The following is a 23,086-nucleotide window of genomic DNA, read 5'->3' as shown; positions in this document are numbered from 1 at the left end:
GCCAGCCTAGGACCGCTCGCCGGCGGTGCCGTGCGCGATGATCTCGCCGTGCGGCATCAGCAGCCAGCCGTCCTCGGCCGCGGCCCACTCGCGCCATCCGTCCGAGATCCGGTGCAGCACGGCGTCGTCGGCGCCCGTCGCCCGGGCGGCGTCGGCGAACGCCGACTGCAGCACCCGGTCGGCCCACATGCCTCCCCACCATGCGCGATCCTCCGGGTCCTCGAAGAGCCACAGGGACGCGGTCGCGCGGACGTCGGCGAGACCGGCCTCCCGGGCCCAGGCCTTGAGGCGCCGGCCAGCCGCGGGCTCCCCCGCGACGCTGCGGTGGGTCACCAGGTACAGCGCGAGCCACTCGTCGAGCGCGGGGATCAACGGGTACCAGATCACACCGGGGTAGTCGACATCGCGCGCCGCGACGATTCCATCGGGGCCCGCGAGCCGGCCGAGCTCCCGCAGCATGTCGACGGGGCGCTCCACGTGCTGCAGCACCTGGTGCGCGTGCACCACATCGAATTCGCCGTCGCGATACGGCAGGGCGTACGCATCGCCGACCTCGAACGCCAGTCCCGGCGCCTGGTGGTCGGCCGCGGCCTGCGCCACGACGGCGGCCGAGGCATCCGTCCCCACGACGCGACCGGGCGCGACGAGCCGAGCCAGGTCTGCCGTGATCGTGCCGGGACCGCTCCCCACGTCGAGGATCGACACCCCGGGCTTCAGGTGCGGCAGCAGGTACGCGGCGGAGTTCTCGGCGGTGCGCCACCGGTGCGAGCGCAGCACGCTCTCGTGGTGGCCGTGGGTGTAGGCATCCGGCATCCGACGATGCTATCGATGCGGGCATTCGGTCGGCATCCTGTTGCATCGCCCCGCCGGGATCGCGCAATCTGCGCAGCGGCCGGCGGGGCGGTTGAACAATCCGCCGCGGGGGTGTGCAATGGAGACGGATGCCGCAACGCCGCGGCGTTCGCAGCGCACTGCCCACGAGGCCCGCCGAAGGAAGACCCGCGATGACGCACGCAACACCCTCCCTGCCCCTGCCCGAATTCACGCACGAGCGGGTGGAGGTGATCACCGGGCGACGCAGCGGTCTCTTCATCACCGTCGCGCTCCACTCGTCCGTGCTCGGCTCCGCCCTCGGCGGCGCGCGCCTGTGGACGTACCCGCACTGGAGCGACGCGCTCGGCGACGCCCTGCGCCTGTCGGCCGCGATGACGCTCAAGAACGCCGCGGCGGGGCTCGACGCCGGCGGCGGCAAGTCGGTCATCGCGCTCCCTCCGGGGACCACGCTCGACGCCGAGCGGCGGCGGGCCGCTTTCCTCGACCTCGGCGACGCCGTCGAGTCGCTGCACGGCCTCTACCGCACTGCCGAGGACGTCGGCTCGACGACCGACGACATGCTCGTCGTCAGCGAGCGCACCGAGCACGTCGTCGGGCTCCCGGACGCCGTGGGCGGCTCGGGCGAGCCCGCCGGTCCGACGAGCCTCGGCGTGTACGAGTCGCTGCGCGCGACGCTCGAGCGCGTCACCGGCTCGAGCGACGTCGCGGGGCGCCGCATCACGATCTCGGGCCTCGGTCAGGTCGGCAGCCGCCTCGCGGTGCGTCTCTCGGCCGAGGGCGCGCACCTCACGGTCACCGACGTCAATCCCGCCAAGCGCGACCTCGCGACCGAGCTCGGCGCGGACTGGTGCACCCCGGGCGAGGAGCACCTCGTACCCGCCGACGTGTTCGTGCCCGCCGGCATCGGCGGCCTGCTCACCGACGAGATCATCGACGCGCTGGATGCCAAGGCTGTGTGCGGCCCCGCGAACAACCCGCTCGCCGACCGCAGCGGCGCCGAGCGCCTCGCGCAGCGCGGCGTGCTGTACGCGCCCGACTTCGTCGTCAACGCCGGCGGCGTGATCTACCTCGATCTCGAGGCCAAGAAGCTCGGCACGCGCAGCGAGATCATGGAGCGGGTCGCGCGCATCGGCGACACCGTCCGCCGCGTGTTCGACGAGGCGGCGTCCCGCGGCGTCACGCCGCTCGAGGCGGCCGAGGGTCTCGCGGCCGAGCGTCTCGCCGCGGGCGGCCGCCAGCCGGCCCTCGCGGTCTGAGGCGGACTCCCGGGGCCGCGGCTCGTACGCCGCCCCGGTCCCGGTGCGAAGACACCAGTCGGTCGCACGACACGCCGTGCCGCGGCATCCGTCGCCGGCGTGTCGCCGTCACCGACTGGTGTTTTCGCATGTGCGCGGGGGCCGGCGGACGGGCTCGCGCTAGGTTGGCGCCATGGACGGCGTGTGGCTGGCGGCGCTGAGCGGCCTGATCGCGGGCGGAACGCTGCTCGTCGGCGCGGCGGTGGCCTGGTACGTCGACATCCCGCAGCGGATCGTCGCCGGGATCATGGCGCTCGGAGCGGGCGTGCTGATCTCGACCCTCGCGTTCGAGCTCGTGGCCGAGGCGGCAGACATCGGCGGCCTGCTGCCGACGAGCGCGGGATTCCTCGCCGGCGCGATCATCTACATCGTCGCCGACTGGCTGGTGTCACGCCCCGTGACGCCCGCACGCGAGAAGCCCGCGAGCATCGTCGCCCGACGCGCCGGGGCGAAGCTCGCCGGGGGGACGGGCGTCGCCATCGCGATCGGCGCGCTGATCGACGGCATCCCCGAGTCGATCGTGATGGGGCTGTCGGTGCTGCAGGGCGGCATCAGCATCCCGATCGTGGCGGCGATCGCGATCAGCAACTTCCCCGAGGGCCTGGGGTCGACGGCGGCCCTGAAGCGCAGCGGTTCGAGCGGTCGTTCGGTGGCTCTGCTGTGGGGCGGGATCGCGCTCGTGACGGTGGTCGCATCCGTCGCCGGGTTCGTCGTGTTCCAGTCGGCGCCCGACAACCTCATCGCTCTGATCACCACGATCGCGGCGGGCGGCCTCCTCGCGATGATCTGCAACACGATGATCCCCGAGGCGTTCGACGAGCAGCACGCGCTCACCGGGCTCTGGGCGACGCTGGGCTTCCTCGGCGCGTTCCTGCTGCACGAGCTGGCGGGCTGAGCCAGGCGCCGCGCCTTCGACGCGAGGGAGGACGGATGCCGCGTCCCGGCCGCGGGACGCGGCATCCGTTCTCTCATCTCACCGCGGATGGCTCACGGCTGCACCCACGGCGAGGGCGCGGGCGGCGCGACCACGGACGGACGGTCGTTGCACGTGATCGTGTTCGGCAGTACCCAGGGCGCCATCCACGGGCCGGTCGTACCGCCGCCGTCGTTGCCGCCGAGGTCGGTGACGCCGAACTCCGACCCGGTCGGCGGGAACCCGAACGACCCGCAGTTGTTGATGCCGACGGCGCCCACGTTCCGGGCGTCGACGTTCGCGAACGACGCGCCGCCCTTCACGCGCGCGCTCAGCACCGACGTGCCGGTGCCGTCGACGCGCACGTCGGCGAACGCGACGTCCGAGATCGAGTAGAGGTCCTTCACGCCCCATTCCGACACCAGCATGATCGCGTTGTACGTGCTGTCGAGGTAGTGATCGCCGGCGATGCGGATGCCCGAGATCGAGCCCTCGAGCGCGTAGATCCACAGCGACCCCATGCCGATGTTCCAGTTCAGCTCGCGGGATCCGGCGCGCGCCGTCGTGTTGTCCTGGAACGAGAGCGTGCCCGCGAACGGGTGCGCGCCGAAGCGCGAGCCCGCGTGCAGCGCGCTGCCTTCGCGGATGGTGTCGGCGACGAGGTTGCCTGACACGGTGATGTCGGTGCCGCCGTAGATCGCGATGCCGTTGGCCAGCGTCGGGGTCTGCACGGTGTTGTGGTCGAAGACGTTGCGGGCGTTCGTCGGCGTGGTGCCGCCCTGCGACTCCGCCCACATCGCGAGGCCGTCGTCGCCGGAGTTGCGCACGAAGTTGTGCCGGGCGACGGAGTCCGTCACCCCGAGGTGGAAGTTCAGCGCGTCGGCGATCTGATCGACGATGACGTTGCGTTCGACGACGACGTTCGACATCGGCCCGTCGAACCACATCCCGACCTTCGTGTGCTGGATGTGCAGGTCGGTGAACGAGGAGTCGTGGAAGGCGCCGCCGATCGCGTTGACCTGGTCGGTGTCGATGCGCTCGCGCACGTCACCCTCGATCGCGAAGCCGCGCAGGTGCACGTCCTGGCTGCCGCCGTCCGCCGCATCCTTCCCGTAGAAGCCGACGCCGGTGTGCACCGAGCCGTCGGACGCGGGCTCGGCAAGGGCCACTTCGGATCCCTTGATCTTCGTGTGCCAGTGGCCGGCGCCCTCGATCGTGACGTCGTCGACTTGGATGTGTCGGTCCACGCGGAACGTCCCCGGCGGCAGGTACACGCTCGTGCCGGCCGCGCGGGCGGCGGCGATCGCGTCCTCGATCGCCGGCGCGGAGTCGCGGTGGCCGGTCGGGTCCGCGCCGAACGCGAGCACGTTCGCGGCGCCGGGTGCGCGGTGGGGCTTGCCGACGAGCTCGGTGTCGATGAGATCGATCACGGTCCATTCGACGCCGTCGGGCGCCGTGAGCCGCACCGTCTCTCCCGCCTTGTACGCCTTGCGCAGCAGCAGGCGCTCCTCGTCGTAGTACTTCATCGGGCGGAAGGGCTTCGGCGGGTCGAACGCCTCGGGCGTCCCCGGCACGCAGGCGCACTCCGGCACCCACCAGTCCGGGTGCAGCAGTCCCGCTTCCGGGTCGTTCGTGAAGGGGTACTGGTTGTAGAGGTAGCCGTACTGCGACGTCATCTCGAGCGTGTGCCTGTGCGGTCCGACCTCCACGGACAGCGGCGCCGTGAGCCCGCCGCCGCCCGGTGCATCGGGGATGCTGTAGCGCACGGTGAGCGCGTTCGCCGCCTCCGGCAGCGTGAACTCGACGTACTGCCCGGGCAGCAGCCGCACCGCCGAGCGGCCCGATGCCTCGGCCTCGATCGTGTACGCCTCGCGACCGGGACCGATCACCGTGCCGTCGGTGACGGCGTTCTCGGCCTCCTGCTCGAGGAACGGCACGTCGGCACCTCGTCCTTCGACGAGCGCGGGATCCAGCGCCGCGCGGGTCACGACGGGTGGCGTCGCGTTCGATCCGGGCGGGGCTGCGACAGCGGGCGGCGATCCCGCCACACTGATCACGGCGACGGATGCCGCGGCCACCGCCGCGACGAGAGCACTGAGTCGTGTCATCTTCGACTCGATTCATCCGGGTATATCGGGCATCGGTGCCCGCTCGGGTCAATCTAGGCCGCCGAACGAGAGCAAATCAAGAAATCCCGACATCTTGTCGGATTCTTGCGTGAATCTGCAAGCTGCTCGCAACTCTTGCGCTGATGGCGCGCACAATGCCTCTCCGCCACATCGTGGTCTCGCAGAGGGATGGGCGACGCGAGACGGAGACTCGTCAGGCGGTGGCGGTCCAGTCGGTCTCGTCCGCGGCATCGGCCGGCGCGTCGACCGACAGCCCGTGCAGCAGCTCGAGCGCCGCCTGCGCCTCGTCGAGGCGCCCCTCGACCGCGAGCTCGCGGATGCGCACCGAGGGCCGGTGCAGCAGCACGCCGGCGAGGTGGCGCAGCGCGGCCTCGACATCGTCGCCGGCGCCGCGAGCGCGGGCGCGCGCGATCTCGTCGTCGACGACCTTGAGCACATCGCGGCGGAGCGCCGTGATCGCCGGACCCGCCGCACGGTCGGCGTGGAACTCCGTCGCGGCATCGCCGACGATGGCCCGCGCATCGGCGTGGGCGTTGAACTCGGCGAGCGGCGCGTGGAGGCGGATCGTCTCGAGGTCGAGCAGTTCGACCCCGTCGACGCGACCGACCTCGGGGTCGACGTTGCGAGGCAGGCCGAGGTCGATGACGAGCACCCGGTGACCCGGCGCGAACGCCTCCGCGTGCACGACGGCGTCGGCGGTGCACGTGATGACGACGTCGGCGACGGCCGCGGCCGCGCGGAAGTCGGTGACGGGAACGAGCCCGCGCTTCGCGGCGAACGCCTCGGCGCGACCCGAGGGCGAGAAGACGTGGATGTCGCCGGCACCGCGCGCGCGCAGCGCATCGACGGTGCGGGCGGCGTAGCGGCCGGTTCCGACGACGACGACCCGCGCGTCGGCCCAATCCGCGACGCGACTGGAGGCCAGCTCGAGCGCGAGCCGCACGAGCGAGCGGTGGGCGCCGCGCAGCTGCGTGCGATTGCGCACGCCGCGGCTGGTGTGCGTGGCCTTCTGGAAGAGCCGCTCGAGCTCGCTGCTGGTCATGCCCTCGGCTCGTGCGGCGTCGAGTGCGCGACGCACCTGGCCCGAGATCTCGTCCTCGCCGACCACGACCGACTCGAGACCGCTGGTCACCGCGAACAGGTGGGCCGCGGCATCCGCCCCCTGGTGGACGGCGACCGACGCGCGCAGGTGGTCGACGGGAACTCCGGATGCCTCGGCCATGGCCACGACGACGGACTCGACCGCGACGGCCTCGCCGCCGGTGAGCGGCTCGTCGATGTCGAGATAGGCCTCGAACCGGTTGCACGTCGCCAGGACGACCGCGCCCGACACGAAGATCTCGTCGTGCACGAGGGCGCGCGTGGCGGTGGGCGCGCCCACCGAGAGACGCTCCAGGATGTCGAGGCTCGCGTTCCGGTGGTTCGCGGTCAGACAGAGGAGCACCCGCCCATCTTAAGGCACGTGACTGGGAGCCCGGCGCGGGGGCGGACCCCCGGATCGGCGCTTGACGCGGGGGCGGACCCCCGGATCGGCGCTTAAGGTTGAGTGCGTGCCGCTCCACCCCACACATCCCACCCTCGCCGAGGGCTACACGCCGCCGTCACTGATTCGGGCGTATCGCGGCGAGCGCCCCGAGACCAGTCCCGTGTGGTTCATGCGCCAGGCCGGCAGGTCGCTGCCCGAGTACCGCGAGCTGCGCGTGGGCACCGACATGCTCGACGCGTGCCTGAACCCCGGGCTCGCGAGCGAGATCACGCTGCAGCCGGTGCGCCGTCACGGCGTCGACGCGGGCATCTTCTTCAGCGACATCGTCATCCCGGTGAAGCTCGCGGGCGTCGACGTACGCATCGTCGCGGGGCGCGGTCCGGTGCTCGAGCACCCGGTGAGGACGGCGGCGGATGTCGCGGCTCTTCCCCCGCTCGACCCCGGGGCCCTCGCCCCCATCCGCGAGGCCGTCGCGCTGACGGTCGCCCAGCTCGGCACGACGCCCCTCATCGGCTTCGCCGGCGCGCCGTACACGCTGGCCTCGTACCTCGTCGAGGGCGGCCCGTCGAAGGAGCAGCTGAAGACGCGCGCGCTCATGCACTCCGACCCGGCCACGTGGGAGGCGCTCCTCACGTGGTGCGCCGAGATCACCGGCGCGTTCCTGACCGCCCAGATCGAGGCGGGCGCGTCTGCCGGGCAGCTCTTCGACTCGTGGGCGGGCTCGCTGAGCCTCGCCGATTACACCGGGCGGGTCGCGCCGTTCTCGGCCCGCGCGCTCCAGCCCGTGCGCGGGCTCGGGGTGCCGCTCGTGCACTTCGGCGTCGGCACGGGCGAGCTGCTCGCGGCGATGCGCGGCATCGGCGTCGACGCGATCGGCGTCGACTGGCGGCTCCCGCTCGACGAGGCCGTCCGTCGCGTCGGGCCCGACGTCACGCTCCAGGGCAACATCGACCCGGCGCTGCTGCAGGCCCCGTGGCCCGTGCTCGAGGCGCACATCGCCGATGTGCTGGAGCGCGGGCGCGCTGCACGGGCTCACGTGGTGAACCTCGGTCACGGCGTTCCGCCCGACACCGACCCGAGCGTGCTCACGCGCATCGTGGAGTACGTCCACTCGCATGCCTGACTTCTCGGTCGTCGGCGGCGGCGTGGCGGGTCTCGTCGTCGCACGGCGGCTCGCGGCCTCGGGTGCCGCGGTCGCGGTGTTCGAGGCATCCGGTCGCCTCGGCGGGACCGTGGCCGGTCACGACGTCGCGGGAATCCGGCTGGATGCCGCGGCCGAGAGCTTCGCCGTGCGCGGCGGGGCGGTTGCGCGCCTGCTGGCCGAGCTGGGCATGGCGGGCGACATCGTCGAGCCCTCGCCCGGCCCGGCCTGGCTGCTGCCCGCCGAGGGCGAGGCCGTGCCGCTGCCCGCGACCGCGCTCCTCGGCATCCCGGCCGACCCGCTCGCGTCCGATGTGGTCCGCGTCGTCGGACGCGGCGCCGCCGAGCGCGCCGTCGCTCTCGACGCGGCGCCCGTGGGCGGCATCCCGGTCTCGCTCGGCGCGCTCGTGCGCGAGCGACTCGGGGCGGGCGTGCTCGATCGGCTGGTCGCGCCCGTCGTGCACGGCGTCCATTCGCAGCATCCCGACGACCTGCCCGTCGAGCGCGCGCACCCGGGGCTCGCCGACGCCGTCCGCGAGGCGGGGTCGCTGAGCGGGGCCGTCGCGCGGCTGCGCGCGGCCGCTCCCCCGGGCTCGGCCGTTGCGGGGATCCGCGGCGGCGTGCATCGCCTCGTCCCCGCGCTCGCCGCCGATCTCGAACGGCACGGGGTCGACGTGCAGCTCGGCACGCGCATCGACGACCTCGACGGGCTCGCGGGGACGGTCGTCGTGGCAGCACCCGGGGTGACCGTCCCCGCCGCTCGGGGCCGGCGCATCGACCTCGTCACCCTCGTGGTGGAGCAGGACGAGCTCGATGCCGCGCCTCGCGGCACCGGACTGCTCGTGGCACAGGGAGCGCCGGTCCGTGCGCGCGCCTTGACGCACGCGACTGCGAAGTGGGCGTGGCTGCGCGCGGCCGCCGCCGGACGCCATGTGCTGCGCCTGTCGTACGACGTGCTCCCGTCCGACCCGTTCGGCGCCGCCCGCGCCGACGCCGAGGCGCTGCTCGGCGTCGCGCTCCCTGTCGTCGTCGACACGGCCCACGTGACGTGGGTGCGGCCGGCTCCGGCATCCGCAGTTCCGGCCGGCGCGACGGTCGTCGGCGAGACCGTCGCGGGCTCGGGCCTCGCGGGCATCGTCGCGCACGCCGAACGCACCGCCGAGGCGCTCCTGGCCGGTTCGACTCCCGGTCGTTGAGCGTCGGGCGCCAGACCGCCCTCCGCGGGGCGGCCGGGATGGGCGCGTGGGAGGATGGAAGCATGACGGATGCCTCGGCGACCTCCTCCCCCGAAACCCTCGGCTACACCCTGTGGGCGGTGTTCCAGCGAGACCCTGAGTGGACCTCGACCGGCCCCGGGCTCGCACCCGTCGGGCACCTCCCGGAGGTCGTTTCCCAGCTCGAGCAGACCGGCGTCACCGTCCGCGGCTTCTACGACGTGTCGGCGCTGCGTGCCGATGCCGACCTGATGGTGTGGCTCCACGGCACGAACGGTCGGGGCACGCCCCCCGAGGCGCTGCAGGCCGGGCTGCGCACGCTGCGGCGAGCGGCGCCGCTGCACTCGCTGCTGCCGGTGTGGAACGCGATGGGCGTCCACCGCGACGCGGAGTTCACCGCGAACCACCTGCCCGCCTTCATGCGGGGCACGGAGCCCGAGGCGTGGCTCACCGTGTACCCGTTCGTGCGGTCGTACGACTGGTACATCCTCCCCGACGACGAGCGGCGGCAGATGCTCGCCGACCACGGCCGCAAGGGCGCCCGGCATCGCTCCGTGCTGAGCAACACCGTCGCGTCGTTCGCCCTCGGCGACTACGAGTGGATCCTGGCGCTCGAGGCGCCCGAGCTGGTCGACCTGGTCGACCTGATGCGCGACCTGCGCCAGACCGAGGCCCGCCGACACGTGCGCGAGGAGGTGCCGTTCTTCACCGGCCGGCGCATCAACGTCGACGAGATCGCCGAGGTGCTCGCGTGACCACGCTGCGCATCGGCACGCGCGGCAGCACGCTGGCTCTCACCCAGACCGGCATGGTCGCCGACGACCTCACCGCCGCGACCGGCATCTCGACCGAGCTCGTCACGATCACCACCGACGGCGACCGGTCCCACGAGCCGCTGTCGCGCGCGGGCGGCACCGGCCTCTTCACCGGCGCGTTGCGCGACGCGCTGCTGGACGGCCGCTGCGACGTCGTCGTCCACTCGCTCAAGGACCTTCCCACGGCGCCGCATGACAAGCTCGTCGTCGCTGCGATGCCGCCGCGCGAGGACCCCCGCGATGCCCTGTGCGCCCGCGACGGCCTCACGCTCGCCACACTCCCTGCGGGCGCGCGCGTGGGCACCGGGTCGCCGCGGCGCATGGCCCAGCTGCGCGCCCGCCGCCCCGACCTCGAGGTCGTCGACATCCGCGGCAACGTCGACACGCGCCTCGGCCGCGTCGCCGGCGGAGACCTGGACGCCGTCATCCTCGCCGCCGCAGGACTCACGCGCATCGGCCGCACCGACGTCGTGACCGAGTTCCTCGACGCCGACGCGTGGCCGACGGCCCCCGGTCAAGGCGCTCTCGCGGTCGAGGTGCGCCGCGGCGAGGAAGACCTCGTGCGTGCCCTCGACCACGCCGAGACGCGCGCCGCGGTCGAGGCCGAGCGTGAGGTGCTCGCACTCCTCGAGGCCGGGTGCTCGGCGCCCGTCGGCGCGCGCGCCGTCGTCGACGCCGGGCTGCTGCTGCTCTCGGCGAGCGTCTACAGCCTCGACGGCACCACCGCGCTGACGTCGTCGCACGCCACCTCGTGGCCCGACGACGAGGGCGATCCGTCGCGCGAGGTCGCGGCATCCGTCGCCCGTGAACTGCTGGACGCCGGCGCCGCCGGCCTGACGGAGGCCCGCCCGTGACGATGGAAGTCTCAGCCCCAGGGTCCGGCTCGCTCCGACCCCGCCGTCTGCGCCAGTCGCCCGCGATGCGGCGCCTCGTCGCCGAGACGCGGCTGCACCCGGCCGAGCTGATCCTGCCGATGTTCGTGCGCGAAGGCGCGAGCGAGCCGGTGCCGATCTCGTCGATGCCGGGTGTCGTGCAGCACTCGACGGAGTCGCTCAAGGGTGCGATCGCGGATGCCGCGGCCGCCGGCATCGGCGGCGTCATGCTGTTCGGCGTGCCGGAGCACAAGGATGCCACGGGCACCGGCGCGACGGATCCCGACGGCATCCTGAACGTCGCCACCCGAATCGCCGCCGCCGAAGCGGGCGACGCGCTCGTCGTGCAGACCGACCTGTGCCTCGACGAGTTCACCGACCACGGCCATTGCGGCGTGCTGGACGCGAACGGCTACGTCGACAACGACGCGTCGCTCGATCGCTACCGCGACATGGCCGTGGCGCAGGCCCAGGCCGGATCGCAGCTCCTCGGACTCAGCGGCATGATGGACGGCCAGGTCGCCGCGGTGCGTGACGCGCTCGACGGCGCCGGGTATGGGAACACGCCGATTCTCGGATACGCCGCCAAGTACGCGTCGGCTTTCTACGGCCCGTTCCGCGAGGCGGTGCAGTCGTCGCTGCAGGGCGATCGCCGCACGTACCAGCAGGACCCCGCGAACCGTCGCGAGGGCGCGCGCGAGGTCGAGCTCGACCTCGCCGAGGGCGCCGACATCGTGATGGTCAAGCCCGCCATGAGCTACCTCGACGTGCTGTCCGACGCCGCGGCCGCGAGCCCCGTGCCGGTGTGGGCGTATCAGGTGTCGGGCGAGTACGCCATGATCGAGGCCGCCGCCGCGCACGGCTGGATCGACCGGCGGAGGGCCGTCGAGGAGTCGGTGATCGGCATCCGTCGCGCCGGCGCCGACGCCGTGCTCACGTACTGGGCCCTCGAACTCGCGGAGTGGATCCGATGACCCCCACCAACGCCCAGGAGTTCGCCCGCGCGCAGGGCGCGATGCCCGGCGGCGTCAACTCGCCGGTGCGCGCGTTCGGCTCGGTGCACGAGACGCCGCGCTTCTTCGTGTCGGCGGCGGGACCGTACGTCACCGACGTGGAGGGGCGCGAGTACGTCGACCTCGTCGGGTCGTGGGGTCCCGCGATCCTCGGGCACGCCCACCCCGCGGTCGTGAAGGCGGTGCAGGATGCCGCGGCCCACGGCCTGGGCTTCGGTGCGAGCACGCCGGGCGAGACCGAGCTGGCGGAGCTCATCGCCGCGCGCGTCACGCGGGACGGCGTCGCGGACCCGGTGGAGCGCGTGCGGCTGGTGTCGACGGGCACCGAGGCGACGATGACCGCGATCCGCCTCGCGCGCGGTGCGACGGGCCGTGACCTCGTCGTGAAGTTCGCCGGGCACTACCACGGCCACTCCGACGGACTGCTGGCCGAGGCAGGTTCGGGTGTGGCGACGCTCGCGATGCCCGGCTCGGCGGGCGTTCCCGCCGCGATCGCCGCGCAGACGCTCGTGATCCCCTACAACGACGTCGACGCGGTGCGCGAGGTCTTCGCCGCGCGCGGCGACCAGATCGCCGCGATCATCGTCGAGGCGGCCCCGGCCAACATGGGCATCGTGCCGCCCGCGCACGGGTTCAACGCGACGCTCGCCGACATCGCGCACGCGAACGGCGCGCTCCTCATCCTCGACGAGGTGCTCACCGGGTTCCGGGTCGGCGCCGCCGGCTGGTACGGGATCGACCCGGTGCCCTTCTCCCCCGATCTGATCACCTTCGGCAAGGTCGTCGGCGGCGGGCTCCCCCTCGCCGCGATCGGCGGGCCTGCCGCGCTCATGGAGCTGCTCGCGCCGCTCGGCCCGGTGTACCAGGCGGGCACGCTGAGCGGCAATCCGCTCGCGGTCGCGGCCGGTCGCACGACCCTCGACCACCTCGACGCCGACGCCTACGCCCGCATCGACGCCGCCGCGACGACGATCGCGGACGCCGTGGCATCCGCTCTCGCCGAGGCCGGGGTGACGCACGTGGTGCAGCGCTCGGGCAACCTGTTCTCGATCCAGTTCGCCGCCGAGGCGCCGGTCGACTACGACACGGTCAGGGCGCAGGACGCGTTCCGCTACCCGCCGTTCTTCCGGGCCATGCTGGAGCAGGGCGTCTCGCTGCCGCCGTCGGTGTTCGAGGCGTGGTTCGTCTCGGCCGCCCACGACGACGCCGCCGTCGCCCGGATCGTCGATGCACTCCCTGCCGCCGCGCGGGCCGCCGCGGAGGTCCGTCCCGCCTGACTCCCCGCTCGCGAGCCCCGGAGCGTACGCTACTCAGCCATGGGAGCACGGATGCTTCGGCGCGTCGTCGCGGTGGGCGTCGTCGTGTCGATCGCGACGGCCGTGACAGCGTGCGGGATGCCGCAGGCCGGCCCCACGGCTACCCGCACGGCGAGCGCGCAGCCGAGCTCCGAGGCGAGCGCCTCCCCTGAGGCGATCGTGCACGTCCGCGCGGAGAGCATCGACGAAGCCCTGCGCGACGAGCTCATCGAGATGCTGGCCGCCGATCAAGCCGACCGCCTTTCGGGAGGCGATGGCAGCGGCGGCGGGACCGACGAGGAGCGCACCGAGCGGCTCGCCGAGATCATCGCCGAGCACGGCTGGCCGTCCTCCTCGCTCGTCGGCGAGGAGGCCGAGGACGCCGCGTGGGCGATCGCGCAGCACTCCGACCACGACCCCGAGTTCCAGCGGCTCGCCCTGCGACACCTCCGCGCCGCCGTCGAGGCCGACGACGCATCGCCCGGCAACCTCGCCTACCTCGCCGACCGCATCGCGGTCGGCGCCGGCGAGCCCCAGGAGTACGGCACGCAGGTCGGCTGCGGCGAGGACGGTCCGACCCCTGCCACGCCGATCCGCGACGAAGCCACGGTCGACGCGCGCCGCGCGGAGGTCGGCCTGCCGCCCCTCGCCGACTACTACGCCGAGCTCGAGGCGATCTGCTCCGAGGAAGAGCAGTACTGACCGGGCACGCCATGGCGCACCTCGACGACGTCCGCCCGCTGGGCTCGGAGCTCGAGCGGTCGTACGAGGTGTACGTGCACGGCCGCCTGAAGTTCCGCGTCGGACAGCTGGTTTACGTCGCCTTCTCCCGCGACGAGAGCGTGATGGGGTTCGCGTTCCCCAAGGAGGAGCGCGCAGCCCTCGTCGGCGGCTCGCCGCACAAGTTCCAGCTGCCGGCGGCGTCCGACATGCGCTTCCACTGGGTGCACGCCGAGCTCGCCGCGCTGGAGCCCGCCGAGGCACGAGAACTCGTCGTCGACGCCTGGCGCATGGTGGTGCCGCAGAAGGTCGCGCGGGCGTACGATCTCGCGCACCCGGGCGGCCCCGGTGAACCGTCGCCGGCCGCAGAAAAGCCCTGAGTCGCGTCGCCGCGACCCAGGGCATCCGGTGGACCTGAGGGGATTCGAACCCCTGACCTCTTCATTGCGAACGAAGCGCGCTACCAACTGCGCCACAGGCCCGTGAACCTCAGAAACAATATCACGGCCCCGGCGCCCCCTCCGAATCGGGACCGCCTCGCGGGCGGCTGCTACTGGCCTGCTGCGCGACGCTCGAGCAGGCCTCGCACGTGGGCCTCGATCTCGGCGTCGTCGACGTATCCCATGCGCGAGAACTCACTCTCGGGCGCGGCCGCGCGGGCGACGCGGGCGGTGTCGATAGACGGCGGGCGCTGGGCCTCGGCCCGCTCGCGCATCGCCTCTGCCAGAGCCGCCTGCCGGAGCGCTGCACGCGCGGCTTCGGCGTCGAGCACCGCTGCCGCGCGGGATCCCGCGGACGCCGTGAGGGGCCGTGGCAGCTCGCGCGGAGCCCACTCACGCTCTTCGCGCTCGAGCTCGACGTCCTGCACGCTCGCGACGCGCCGGGGCGCGGCATCCGTCGCCCTCACGGCCGCGCGCGTGGCCACGCGAGACATCCGGTGCAGCACGAGGGCGGATGCCGCCACCAGCGGCGCGCCGATCCACATCAGCAGCTGGGCGCCCACCGTGAGGGTCTGGTACACACCCCAGCCGAGCAGGCCGATGCCGGCGATGCCGGCGAGCGTCGCGACGAACCTCAGGCGCCGGCGCGCGCGAGCCTGGCGCACAGCGGGGGCGAGGCGAGCCGCCGCGACCTCTGCGCGGGCGGCTGCTTCGGCCGCCGCACGTTCGGCGCGAGCGCGCTCGAGGTCGACGCGGGCCGAGGCCTCGGCGGCGATGCGTTCGGTGCGCGCCCGCTCCGCGTCGACGCGGGCCCGCTCGAGCGCCGCCTGCTCGCGTTCGGCGAGCGCGCGCTTGGCGAGGCGCTGCTGGGCCGCCGCCGTGCGGGCGGTGAGCTCGAGCCGCACCTCCTCGGGCGTCTCGCTCGTCTCGGCGAGCACGCGAAGCGCCTGGTTCAGGCGCACTGCGTTGCGTTCGGCCGCGTCGAACTGACGCCGGCTGTGCCACGACGGCAGCAGATACACCAGCCACAGGAGCACGGCGACGAGGACGATCACTCCCCCGCCCAGCACCTGCCCACCCATGCAGACCACGGTATGGGACGGATGCCCCTACCCCCGGCATCCCTTCGCGTGTTGCGCTACGCGTGCAGACGGTCGGATGGGGGCACGGACGCCGCATCCTGCGGTGCGCGGCCCGAGATCCACCGCTGCAGGACGCCGTCGGGCACGTCCTCGCGCACCAGCGCGAACGCATAGTGGTCGCGCCAGTCGCCGTCGATGTGGATGAACCGCCGCCGCAGCCCCTCATAACGGAACCCGAGCTTCTCGACCACACGAAGGCTCGCGCGGTTCTCGGGACGGATGCAGATCTCCATGCGGTGAAGCCGAAGCTCCGAGAAGCACACGTCGGTCGCGAGCGCCACCGAGGTCGGCGTGATGCCGCGACCCGCGAACCGCTCGCTCACCCAGTAGCCGATCGTCGCCGAGGCGAGCGAGCCGCGAGCGATGCCCCACACGTTCAGCTGACCGGCGATCTCACCCTCGTACTCCATCACGAAGGGCACGCCGGCTCCGTCGCGGTACTGCTGCAGCAGGCGCCTCACGCCCATGCGCATGTCGAACGACACCGGGCCGTCGGGGCTCGTCGCCTCCCACGGCCGCAGCCAGCCGCGGTTGGACAGCAGCTCGTTCTGCAGCACGCGGGCGTCGCGCTGCTTCACCAGCCTGATCGACACCGGCCCGTGGCGTCGGGGAGCCGTCAGATCCACATGACCCCCTCGAACGGGCGGCGTCAGAGTTTCGCCGCGAACTCCTTGAACCAGGGACGCAGATCGGGACCGAGATCATCGCGATCGGTCGCGAGCTGCACGATGGCCTTGATGTAGTCCACCCTATCGCCGGTGTCATAGCGACGGCCACGGAAGATGACGCCCCGCACGCCGGGGCCGTCGGGGTCGGCAGCGAGCTCCTGCAGCGCGTCGGTGAGCTGGATCTCGCCACCCTTCCCGGGCTCGGTGCGCTCGAGGATCTCGAACACGTTCGGCGACAGCACATAGCGCCCGATGATCGCGAGGTTCGAGGGGGCGTCCTCCTTGCTCGGCTTCTCGACGAGTCCCGTGACGGTGACGATGCCGTCGTCCGGCGTCTCCTCCACCGACGCGACGCCGTACATGTGGATGTGGTCGGGGTCGACCTCCATGAGCGCCACCACGGCGGCACCCGTGCGCTCGTGCTCGGCGATCATCGTGGTCAGCAGCTCGTCGCGCTCGTCGATGAGGTCGTCGCCGAGCATGACGGCGAAGGAGGCGTCACCCACGTGCGCGCGGGCGCGCAGCACCGCGTGCCCGAGTCCCTTGGGCTCGCCCTGCCGCACGAAGTGGATGTCGGCGAGATCGCTCGAGGCGACGACTCGCCGCAGGCGATCGTCGTCGCCCTTGTCCTTCAGCTTCTCCTCGAGCTCGGGCACCGAGTCGAAGTGGTTCGAGATCGCGTTCTTGTTGCGCCCGATGATCACGAGGATGTCTTCGATGCCGGCCTGCGCGGCCTCCTCGACGACGTACTGGATGGCCGGCTTGTCGACGACGGGGAGCATCTCTTTCGGCATCGCCTTCGTTGCCGGGAGGAAGCGGGTGCCGAGACCTGCGGCCGGGATGACGGCCTTGATCGAAGAATGGGGCATTCCCCGATTGTAGGGGCGATGCCGCTCCGCGCCCGAGGCGCGGCGGGCCTCGGAACGCTGCGACGTAGAATCGACGGCATGTCCGACGCCATCGCCGACCAGAAGCGCGCGCTCCGCGCCGAGCTCCGCGAGCGCCGCCAGCTGCTGTCGGACCAGGCCCGAGAGGCGGCCGCGGCGGGCATCCACGCGCAGCTCGACGCGCTCGTGGCCGAGCACGACGCCCGTTCGATCTCGTGCTTCCTGTCGACTCCCGCCGAGCCCGGCACTCGCTCGTTCGTGACGGATGCCGTGGGCCGCGGCATCCGCGTGCTGCTGCCCGTCACGCGGACCGACGGACTGCTCGACTGGGCGGTCGCCACGCCCGAGGGAGACATCGCCGAGGGCCTGTTCGGACTCCCCGAGCCGGTGGGCGAGCTGCTGGGGCCCATCGCGGTGAACGACGTCGACCTGCTCGTGATCCCGGCGGCCGCGGTCGATCGCACCGGCATGCGACTCGGATGGGGCCGTGGCTTCTTCGACAAGACGCTCGGGTCGATGGAGCGCTGCCCGCCGGTCTACGCGGTCGTCTACGACTCCGAGTTCGTCGACGAGGTCCCCAGCGACATCCACGACCAGCGCGTGACCGGGGTCGTGACCCCCACCCGCACCATCACCCTCGCGCCCACTCGGCGCTGAACCACCGAGAGAGACATGCCCACCTACGCCTACGCCTGCAAGCAGTGCGGCCACCGCTTCGACGCCGTGCAGTCCTTCGCCGAACCCGCCCTCACCGAGTGTCCCGAATGCGGGGGCGCGCTCCGCAAGGAGTACGGCTCGATCGGCGTGACGTTCAACGGCTCCGGCTTCTACCGCACCGACTCGCGTGCCGGCGCGTCGGATTCCGGTACCGGCGGCAAGGCGGCTGGAGACTCCTCGCCCGCTTCGACATCATCGAAGACCGAGGCGAAGTCCTCGCCCGCACCGTCGGCGACGTGACCGTCACGCGCCCGAGCCAGCGAAGGAACACCACGTGATCAAGGGATTCAAGGAGTTCATCCTCCGAGGCAACGTCATCGACCTCGCGGTCGCAGTCGTCATCGGCGCCGCCTTCACCGCGATCGTGAACGCACTCGTCGAGGGATTCATCAACCCGCTGATCGGGGTCATCTTCCAGCTGGGCGACCTGAGCAGCTGGGTGTGGGAGGTGCCGACTCTGTCGGGCGGCACGTCGACCTTCGCCATCGGGGCGATCGTCGGCGCGATCATCAATTTCCTCGCGGTCGCCGTCATCGTGTACTTCGTGTTCGTCGTGCCGATGAACCACTGGAAGGAGCGCCAGGCCGCCAAGGCCGGCGCCGGCACGGCTGATGCCGAGCCCCTGCCGACCGAGCAGGAGCTCCTCGTGCAGATCCGCGACCTGCTCGAGAAGCAGAAGTCCTGACCTCACGTCAGTAGTGCGGCGGGACGTCGCGCTTCAGGCGTTCGTCGTTCGGTCCCGATGAGGTCCCGGATGCCTCGGCCGAGGCTGGGCCCACGCGCCCGGAGGCTCCGCGCGGCGCGCCAGCGCCGCGTGGAGGGGGCGTGGGGACCGGGACCTCTTCGTCTGCGGGAGTCGGCTCGGCGGTCGTGCCGGGAGCGGGCGTCAGCTTCGCGCGGCGTGAGCCCGGCACCCGCTCGATGCGCTGACGGTCACTCGACGACATCGATCGGCTGCGTCTCGCGGTCGACGCGCGGAGCGTCGGGCGGGACGCCGAGCATGTCGGCGATGCGCCGAGCGACGTCGGCGGGGTCGCGGTACAGGTCGAACGAGTGGACGCGCACGTAGTGCCAGCCGAGGCGCCGCAGGATCTGCGGGCGGAGTCGCAGCGACTCGCGCAGGGACTCTCCGATCGTCTCGGGGTCGCTCTCGACGACCACGGCCTTGCCGTCGTACTGGGCGACGAGCGGCAGCAGGCCGCGGTAGTGAACGTCCACCGACAGGCCCACGCGCCGCAGCTCGCGGGCGAGCGCGAGGGTCAGCGGATCGGCGAGGTCTTCGAGCCGCGCCTCGCGCCCGCGGGCGGCGAGCCCGCCGAGTATCGACATGAGCGTGGCGGCACCGTACTCGAGGCGTCCGTCGTCGAACGCCGACGGTCGGATCGACGACACGATCACCATCGAGCGACGGGCGCGCGTCATCCCGACCGTGAGCAGACGTTCACCGTCGGGCGTCGACAGGTCGCCGAAGTCGCTCAGCACGCGGCCGTGCTTGGTCAGGCCGAAGCCGAGCGAGAAGATCACGCGATCGCGGCTCTCGGCGACGGACTCCTCGAGAGTGAGCACGGCGAAGGGCTCCGCGGTCTCGCGTGAGACGAAATCGGCCACGTCGGAGCGCCCCGCGAACGCCGCCTCGACGGCGGCGCGGATGCGCTCGGCGTGCCTCGCGCTCGCCGTGACGACCATGAGGGACTCGGTGCCGCGGTTGACCGCGTGCTCCACCACGAGCGTCACCACGCGCGCGACCTCGGCATCGGGGCTCTCGACAGCCCCCGTCACGGGGTCAGGAGTGCCGTGGCCGCCTTCGACGTAGTCCACCGCGAGGCTGCCGCGGCCGAGGTACGAACCGGCCCACGGCAGCGAGACGAGCTCGCCGCCGTAGAACGCGTCGTTGACGAGGGCCGCGAGATCCTCGCCGCCGGCTCGATAGCTGCGCGTCAGCGTCTCGACGGGGAGCAGCTCGGCCAGCCGCTCGAACACGCTCGTCGAGTCGAAGGGCACGTCGTCTTCGAAGTCCAGCTCGACCTCGGCCGTGCTCCCCGGGACGGCAGCACCCGTGCCGCTGCCCGCGGCGACGCGGAACGGGGTCGGCTTCTGCGTGACCGGGTCGCCGAATGCGACGATCTGCCGTGCCCGGCGCAGCGCGGGCGCGGCTTCGGCGAGGCACAGGGCTCCGGCATCCGCCATCACCACCACGTCGAACGCCGCACGATCGGGGATCCGGGGCACCTCATAGGGCGACGCCAGCCATACCGGCGCGAGTGTGCGCGAGAGCGACGGGGCGACGGTGAAGAGCTCGGCGGGCGTGACCGCACCGCGCTTGAGCGCCGCCTTGAGGCCCGACGCCTCGGAAGCGTGGTCGACGATCCCGATGCGCCACTGGGTCGCGAGGTGGGCCGCGAGGAGCGGGCCGGATGCCGCGGCATGGGCCTCATCGACGAGCCGGAAGTCTCGCTCCAGCCGGTCGACGACCGCGGTGTTGGCTCCCAGGACGGCACGGTCGGTGCGCAGCAGGAGCTCGAGAGCCGACTGCCACCACGCGAACTCCAGCTCGCCGGCGACCTGGTCCTCGGGAACGTGCCGCACCGAGAGCTCCAGCAGCAGCGGCTCGAGCCCGAGCGCGGCGAGCTCGGTGCGCAGTGTGGCGCGCTCCTTGAGGTTGTCGAAGACGTCGGAGTCGGCTGCCAGGCCCGCGATGGTGCGCACGAGGTGCGTGACAGGGAGAGTCGAGAGCCGGTCGGCTCCGGTGCGTCCGAGCACGGCGTCGAGCTCGGCGAGCTCGGCGTCGACCCGCTGCCACGACACCTGGACGTCGGCGAGGCCGAGCGGCAGCTCCGGGGTGACACCCGCGTCGACGTACCGCTGCCACTCGGTGCGCTGCTGCTGGATGCGCACGAGCGCCTCGTACATGTCGGGCACGTGCACACCGGGGCGCAGGTACTCCCGGGAGAGGCGCCGCAGCCGGCGGCGGTTCGCGCCGCTCATGTCGGGGGCGTCGCGACGCGGCGCGTGCGCCTGGATCAGTTCGCCGAGCGGGCGCTCGAAGACCGTGAGGCTGAAGCGGTCGAGCGAGTCGCGGATGCCCTGCAGCAGCCGCAGGTACGAGCCGAGTTCGGCGATCGTCTGGAACGGACGCATGCGCGTCTGCCCGATGAGCTCGTAGCCGCGCTCGAGCAGGCCCGGCACGTCGCTGCGATGGAGCTTGCCTGCCAGGGCGTGGGCCGCACGGGCCTCCTCCACCGTCGCGAAGGTGACGCCGTACCACGGCGAGTCGTCGGGGCCGAAGCGGAACTCGCCCAATCGCGCCGCCGTCGCGAGCTTCGCGGCGGCCTCGGCGCGGGTCGTCGCGAGGGCCTCGAGGGCGACGGCGTCGAAACGGGCGGCGGTCGCCGGCGCCGGCGTGCGTTCGGCGAGCTCCGCGAGCGCGCGCAGGATGTCGAGCACCGACACTCCGAGCGACGGATGCCGTGACGTCACCGCGGCGCGGTAGTCCCGCAGCACTCCGCGCAGCCGGACGAGCGCGTCGTCGATGTCGGCGACCTTCGGCGCTTCGGCCTTCTCGTTGCGGCCGATGGCGCGGATCAGGTCGCGCTGCAGCCGGTCGGGAGAGACCGCGAGGCCCGGCAGTCCGACGCCGGCCAGGCGGTGGCGGACTCCGTCGAGCGTGGAGCGACGGGCGCTGACCACGAGCACGCGCTTGCCCTCGCGCACGAGCGTGCCGATGGCGTTGATGACCGTCTGCGTGCCGCCGGTGCCGGGAAGCGTGTGGACGACGAGGGACTGCCCGGCGGCGATGCGGGCCAGCACGCGCTCCTGCTCGGAGTCGGCATCCAGCAGCAGCATGTCGGCGGCCGGCGGACGCTCGTCGGGGCTCGTGAGCTGGGGGGCCTCCCGCCGGACCGTGATCGTCTCGCGGTCGGCCGGGTGCCCGGCGAGCGCGTTGAGCACGGGATGGTCGAGGTCGGCGGCGTCGGCCGCCATCGGGCCGCCCACGTCGGCGAAGCTCGATACGAGCAGGCGGGGCTTCACGGCGTAGCTGTCGATGAATGCGGTCAGCGCCCGGAGGTGATCGATCACCGGCTGCGGCTTGAACACGCCGCCGTCGTAGGCGAGCGCCGCCAGTCCCCCGGCATCGATCGAGATGCCGAAGTGCGTGCGCATGGCGCGCACGAGCTCGGGGTTGACCGAGAACGTGCCGTGCAGCTTGAGCTCGAAGTCCCCCTGGTGCCGTCGGATGGCCAGCGGCCGCAGCAGCACGGGGGCCGTGCACGAGAGTCCGCCGATGCGCCAGTTCGCGAGGCCGACGGCGAGCCGGACGGTGTCGAGCCCGCGGGTCGTGCGCAGCTCGAGGCTCTTCGCCGTGATGCGTTCGGCGGCCAGGCGCGCGTTGCGCAGGGCGACCTCGTCGCGGAAGAGGTTCGACAGGAGCGTGGAGCGGCCCGTGATGAACTGCGGAAGGCTCCCGGGGTGGGCCTTGGTGATCTCGATGGCGGAGTCCGCCGCATCGGTGAAGTGCAGCAGCGTGGAGCGGCCGCCGAGGGCGGCGGACTGCGCGCGCAGTCGTTCGCGCTCCGCCTCCGCGATATGGACGACGGTGACATCCGGTTCGGCGAGCCCGAGGTCGCCGGGGGTCACGTCGTACCCGGGCACGGCGTCCTCTGCGCCGACCACGGCGCTCCGTTCTCCTCGCCACACACGAGCCACCCTAAGCGCGACACGCCCAGGCCACTTGCAATGGACCTGAGTTTCGCGGTATTGGCGGAGCCCTCGCGCGTCGGCTCCTCCCCAGGCGGTCCATGACACGCACTTCCCACAGTCGTGTCGCGCCCGGGGCCATGGCTCCCGGCCACGAGCCAGGATGGTGCCATGACCTCGCAGGCTCCGCCCCGCTACCGCGTCCACGCGTCGCCGATCGGCGACATCCTGATCGTCACGACGGCCGACGGCATCGTGTCGCTCCACCCCTTCGACGGACCGCTGCACCCCGAGCTCGAACGCGCCGCGCTGCAGCTGCGGGCGCTGCCGCTGCCCGACGATCCTGCCGCAGACCCCGCCAGCGCGGCGGTGACCGACGCGGCGGTCTCGCAGCTCGAGGAGTACTTCGACGGCGAGCGCCGTGAGTTCGATCTGCCGCTGGACTGGCGTCTCGTCCGCGGGTTCACCCGGGCGGCGCTCGAGGCTGTGCGCGAGATCCCGTACGGCGAGACGGCGGGGTACGGCGAGGTCGCGATCGCGGCCGGCAGCCCGCGCGCCGCGCGCGCGGTCGGCACGGCCTGCGCGACGACCCCCTTCTCGATCGTGGTGCCCGTGCACCGCGTCGTGCGCGCGGACGGCTCGCTGGGCGAGTACGGCGGGCGGCCCGAGGTGAAGCAGTACCTCATCGACCTCGAGCAGGCGCAGGACGTGTAGGCCGTCCGCGCCGCGCGGCCCGGACGGATGCTCCGCCCGGGCCGCGCGCACCAGCCGGCGGCCCGGAGCCGCACTGCGGCCCGGTGGTAGTGTCGAC

Annotated in this window: 21 protein-coding genes and 1 tRNA gene; 14 read left to right on the top strand and 8 right to left on the bottom strand. The window is 72.7% G+C overall.

Annotated elements, in window-relative coordinates; genetic code table 11:
• Positions 1-6: 6 nt before the first annotated feature.
• Complete coding sequence (locus AC3ANN_RS05715) at positions 7-813, bottom strand: methyltransferase domain-containing protein (RefSeq protein ID WP_488340025.1); 807 nt, start codon at positions 811-813, stop codon at positions 7-9.
• A gap of 191 nt (positions 814-1,004) precedes the next feature.
• Between AC3ANN_RS05715 and AC3ANN_RS05710 the strand changes: the two genes are divergently transcribed.
• Together AC3ANN_RS05710 and AC3ANN_RS05705 are read left to right on the top strand one after the other, a co-directional pair.
• On the top strand, positions 1,005-2,090 hold the full coding sequence (locus AC3ANN_RS05710) for a Glu/Leu/Phe/Val dehydrogenase family protein (RefSeq protein WP_488340024.1): 1,086 nt from the start codon (positions 1,005-1,007) through the stop codon (positions 2,088-2,090).
• Between the two features lie 172 nt (positions 2,091-2,262).
• Positions 2,263-3,024, top strand: coding sequence for a ZIP family metal transporter (locus AC3ANN_RS05705; protein ID WP_488340023.1), 762 nt, complete (start codon positions 2,263-2,265; stop codon positions 3,022-3,024).
• 92 nt (positions 3,025-3,116) lie between these two features.
• Here the strand turns inward: AC3ANN_RS05705 and AC3ANN_RS05700 are convergent, their stop codons facing one another.
• Positions 3,117-5,150 carry a glycosyl hydrolase family 28-related protein gene (locus AC3ANN_RS05700; protein ID WP_488340022.1) on the bottom strand — a complete coding sequence of 678 codons (2,034 nt, stop codon included), beginning with the start codon at positions 5,148-5,150 and terminating at the stop codon, positions 3,117-3,119.
• A 214-nt stretch (positions 5,151-5,364) separates the two neighbouring features.
• A complete protein-coding gene (locus tag AC3ANN_RS05695; protein ID WP_488340021.1) occupies positions 5,365-6,615 on the bottom strand; it encodes a glutamyl-tRNA reductase in 1,251 nt (416 codons plus the stop codon).
• A 106-nt stretch (positions 6,616-6,721) separates the two neighbouring features.
• Here AC3ANN_RS05695 and hemE point away from each other — a divergent pair, with 106 nt between their 5' ends.
• The 8 genes from hemE to AC3ANN_RS05655 all read left to right on the top strand — a co-directional run bounded on the left by hemE (position 6,722) and on the right by AC3ANN_RS05655 (position 14,106).
• Entirely contained in the window at positions 6,722-7,780 is a 1,059-nt protein-coding gene (gene hemE, locus AC3ANN_RS05690; RefSeq protein ID WP_488340020.1) for a uroporphyrinogen decarboxylase, read from the top strand.
• A complete protein-coding gene (locus tag AC3ANN_RS05685; protein WP_488340019.1) occupies positions 7,773-8,993 on the top strand; it encodes a protoporphyrinogen/coproporphyrinogen oxidase in 1,221 nt (406 codons plus the stop codon). The genes hemE and AC3ANN_RS05685 overlap by 8 nt, the downstream gene beginning before the upstream one ends.
• A gap of 62 nt (positions 8,994-9,055) precedes the next feature.
• Positions 9,056-9,766 carry a hydrogen peroxide-dependent heme synthase gene (hemQ, locus tag AC3ANN_RS05680; protein ID WP_488340018.1) on the top strand — a complete coding sequence of 237 codons (711 nt, stop codon included), beginning with the start codon at positions 9,056-9,058 and terminating at the stop codon, positions 9,764-9,766.
• Positions 9,763-10,680 (top strand): hydroxymethylbilane synthase, encoded by a 918-nt coding sequence (gene hemC / locus AC3ANN_RS05675; protein ID WP_488340017.1) that lies wholly within the window; start codon positions 9,763-9,765, stop codon positions 10,678-10,680. The genes hemQ and hemC overlap by 4 nt, the downstream gene beginning before the upstream one ends.
• 65 nt (positions 10,681-10,745) lie before the next feature.
• Positions 10,746-11,672, top strand: coding sequence for a porphobilinogen synthase (gene hemB, locus AC3ANN_RS05670; protein ID WP_488340782.1), 927 nt, complete (start codon positions 10,746-10,748; stop codon positions 11,670-11,672).
• The gene (hemL, locus tag AC3ANN_RS05665) at positions 11,669-12,988 is read left to right on the top strand and encodes a glutamate-1-semialdehyde 2,1-aminomutase (RefSeq protein ID WP_488340016.1); all 1,320 of its coding nucleotides are present in this window, start codon (positions 11,669-11,671) and stop codon (positions 12,986-12,988) included. The genes hemB and hemL overlap by 4 nt, the downstream gene beginning before the upstream one ends.
• Positions 12,989-13,027: 39 nt before the next feature.
• Positions 13,028-13,708, top strand: a complete 681-nt coding sequence (locus AC3ANN_RS05660) for a DUF6624 domain-containing protein (RefSeq protein WP_488340015.1) — start codon at positions 13,028-13,030, stop codon at positions 13,706-13,708.
• Positions 13,709-13,719: 11 nt separating this feature from the next.
• Positions 13,720-14,106, top strand: coding sequence for an MmcQ/YjbR family DNA-binding protein (locus AC3ANN_RS05655; RefSeq protein ID WP_488340014.1), 387 nt, complete (start codon positions 13,720-13,722; stop codon positions 14,104-14,106).
• A 29-nt stretch (positions 14,107-14,135) separates the two neighbouring features.
• Here AC3ANN_RS05655 and AC3ANN_RS05650 read toward each other — a convergent pair.
• The 4 genes from AC3ANN_RS05650 to galU form a co-directional block, all read right to left on the bottom strand.
• Positions 14,136-14,208: transfer RNA gene (locus AC3ANN_RS05650), tRNA-Ala, on the bottom strand.
• Positions 14,209-14,276: 68 nt separating this feature from the next.
• Positions 14,277-15,248: a large exoprotein gene (locus AC3ANN_RS05645; protein ID WP_488340013.1), complete on the bottom strand. Its 972-nt coding sequence runs from the start codon at positions 15,246-15,248 to the stop codon at positions 14,277-14,279.
• 56 nt (positions 15,249-15,304) lie between these two features.
• Complete coding sequence (locus AC3ANN_RS05640; RefSeq protein WP_488340012.1) at positions 15,305-15,934, bottom strand: GNAT family N-acetyltransferase; 630 nt, start codon at positions 15,932-15,934, stop codon at positions 15,305-15,307.
• A gap of 23 nt (positions 15,935-15,957) precedes the next feature.
• A complete protein-coding gene (gene galU / locus AC3ANN_RS05635) occupies positions 15,958-16,845 on the bottom strand; it encodes a UTP--glucose-1-phosphate uridylyltransferase GalU (RefSeq protein ID WP_488340011.1) in 888 nt (295 codons plus the stop codon).
• Positions 16,846-16,923: 78 nt separating this feature from the next.
• Here galU and AC3ANN_RS05630 point away from each other — a divergent pair, with 78 nt between their 5' ends.
• Genes AC3ANN_RS05630 through mscL form a run of 3 tightly spaced genes read left to right on the top strand, consistent with a single transcriptional unit; the run spans position 16,924 to position 18,265 of the window.
• Positions 16,924-17,520 (top strand): 5-formyltetrahydrofolate cyclo-ligase, encoded by a 597-nt coding sequence (locus AC3ANN_RS05630; RefSeq protein WP_488340010.1) that lies wholly within the window; start codon positions 16,924-16,926, stop codon positions 17,518-17,520.
• A 15-nt stretch (positions 17,521-17,535) separates the two neighbouring features.
• The gene (locus AC3ANN_RS05625; protein WP_488340009.1) at positions 17,536-17,820 is read left to right on the top strand and encodes an FmdB family zinc ribbon protein; all 285 of its coding nucleotides are present in this window, start codon (positions 17,536-17,538) and stop codon (positions 17,818-17,820) included.
• Positions 17,821-17,854: 34 nt separating this feature from the next.
• Positions 17,855-18,265 (top strand): large conductance mechanosensitive channel protein MscL, encoded by a 411-nt coding sequence (gene mscL / locus AC3ANN_RS05620; protein ID WP_488340008.1) that lies wholly within the window; start codon positions 17,855-17,857, stop codon positions 18,263-18,265.
• A gap of 248 nt (positions 18,266-18,513) precedes the next feature.
• On the opposite strand, the gene AC3ANN_RS05615 is transcribed toward mscL, so the two are convergent.
• Positions 18,514-22,251, bottom strand: a complete 3,738-nt coding sequence (locus tag AC3ANN_RS05615; protein WP_488340007.1) for an AAA family ATPase — start codon at positions 22,249-22,251, stop codon at positions 18,514-18,516.
• A gap of 195 nt (positions 22,252-22,446) precedes the next feature.
• Between AC3ANN_RS05615 and AC3ANN_RS05610 the strand changes: the two genes are divergently transcribed.
• Positions 22,447-22,989 carry a methylated-DNA--[protein]-cysteine S-methyltransferase gene (locus AC3ANN_RS05610; RefSeq protein WP_488340006.1) on the top strand — a complete coding sequence of 181 codons (543 nt, stop codon included), beginning with the start codon at positions 22,447-22,449 and terminating at the stop codon, positions 22,987-22,989.
• Positions 22,990-23,086: the final 97 nt, after the last annotated feature.

The sequence above is a fragment of the Microbacterium sp. STRO-2N genome (assembly GCF_057747775.1).
Note: the sequence above shows the minus strand (reverse complement) of the source record. Positions and strands in the feature narration are given on the sequence as shown.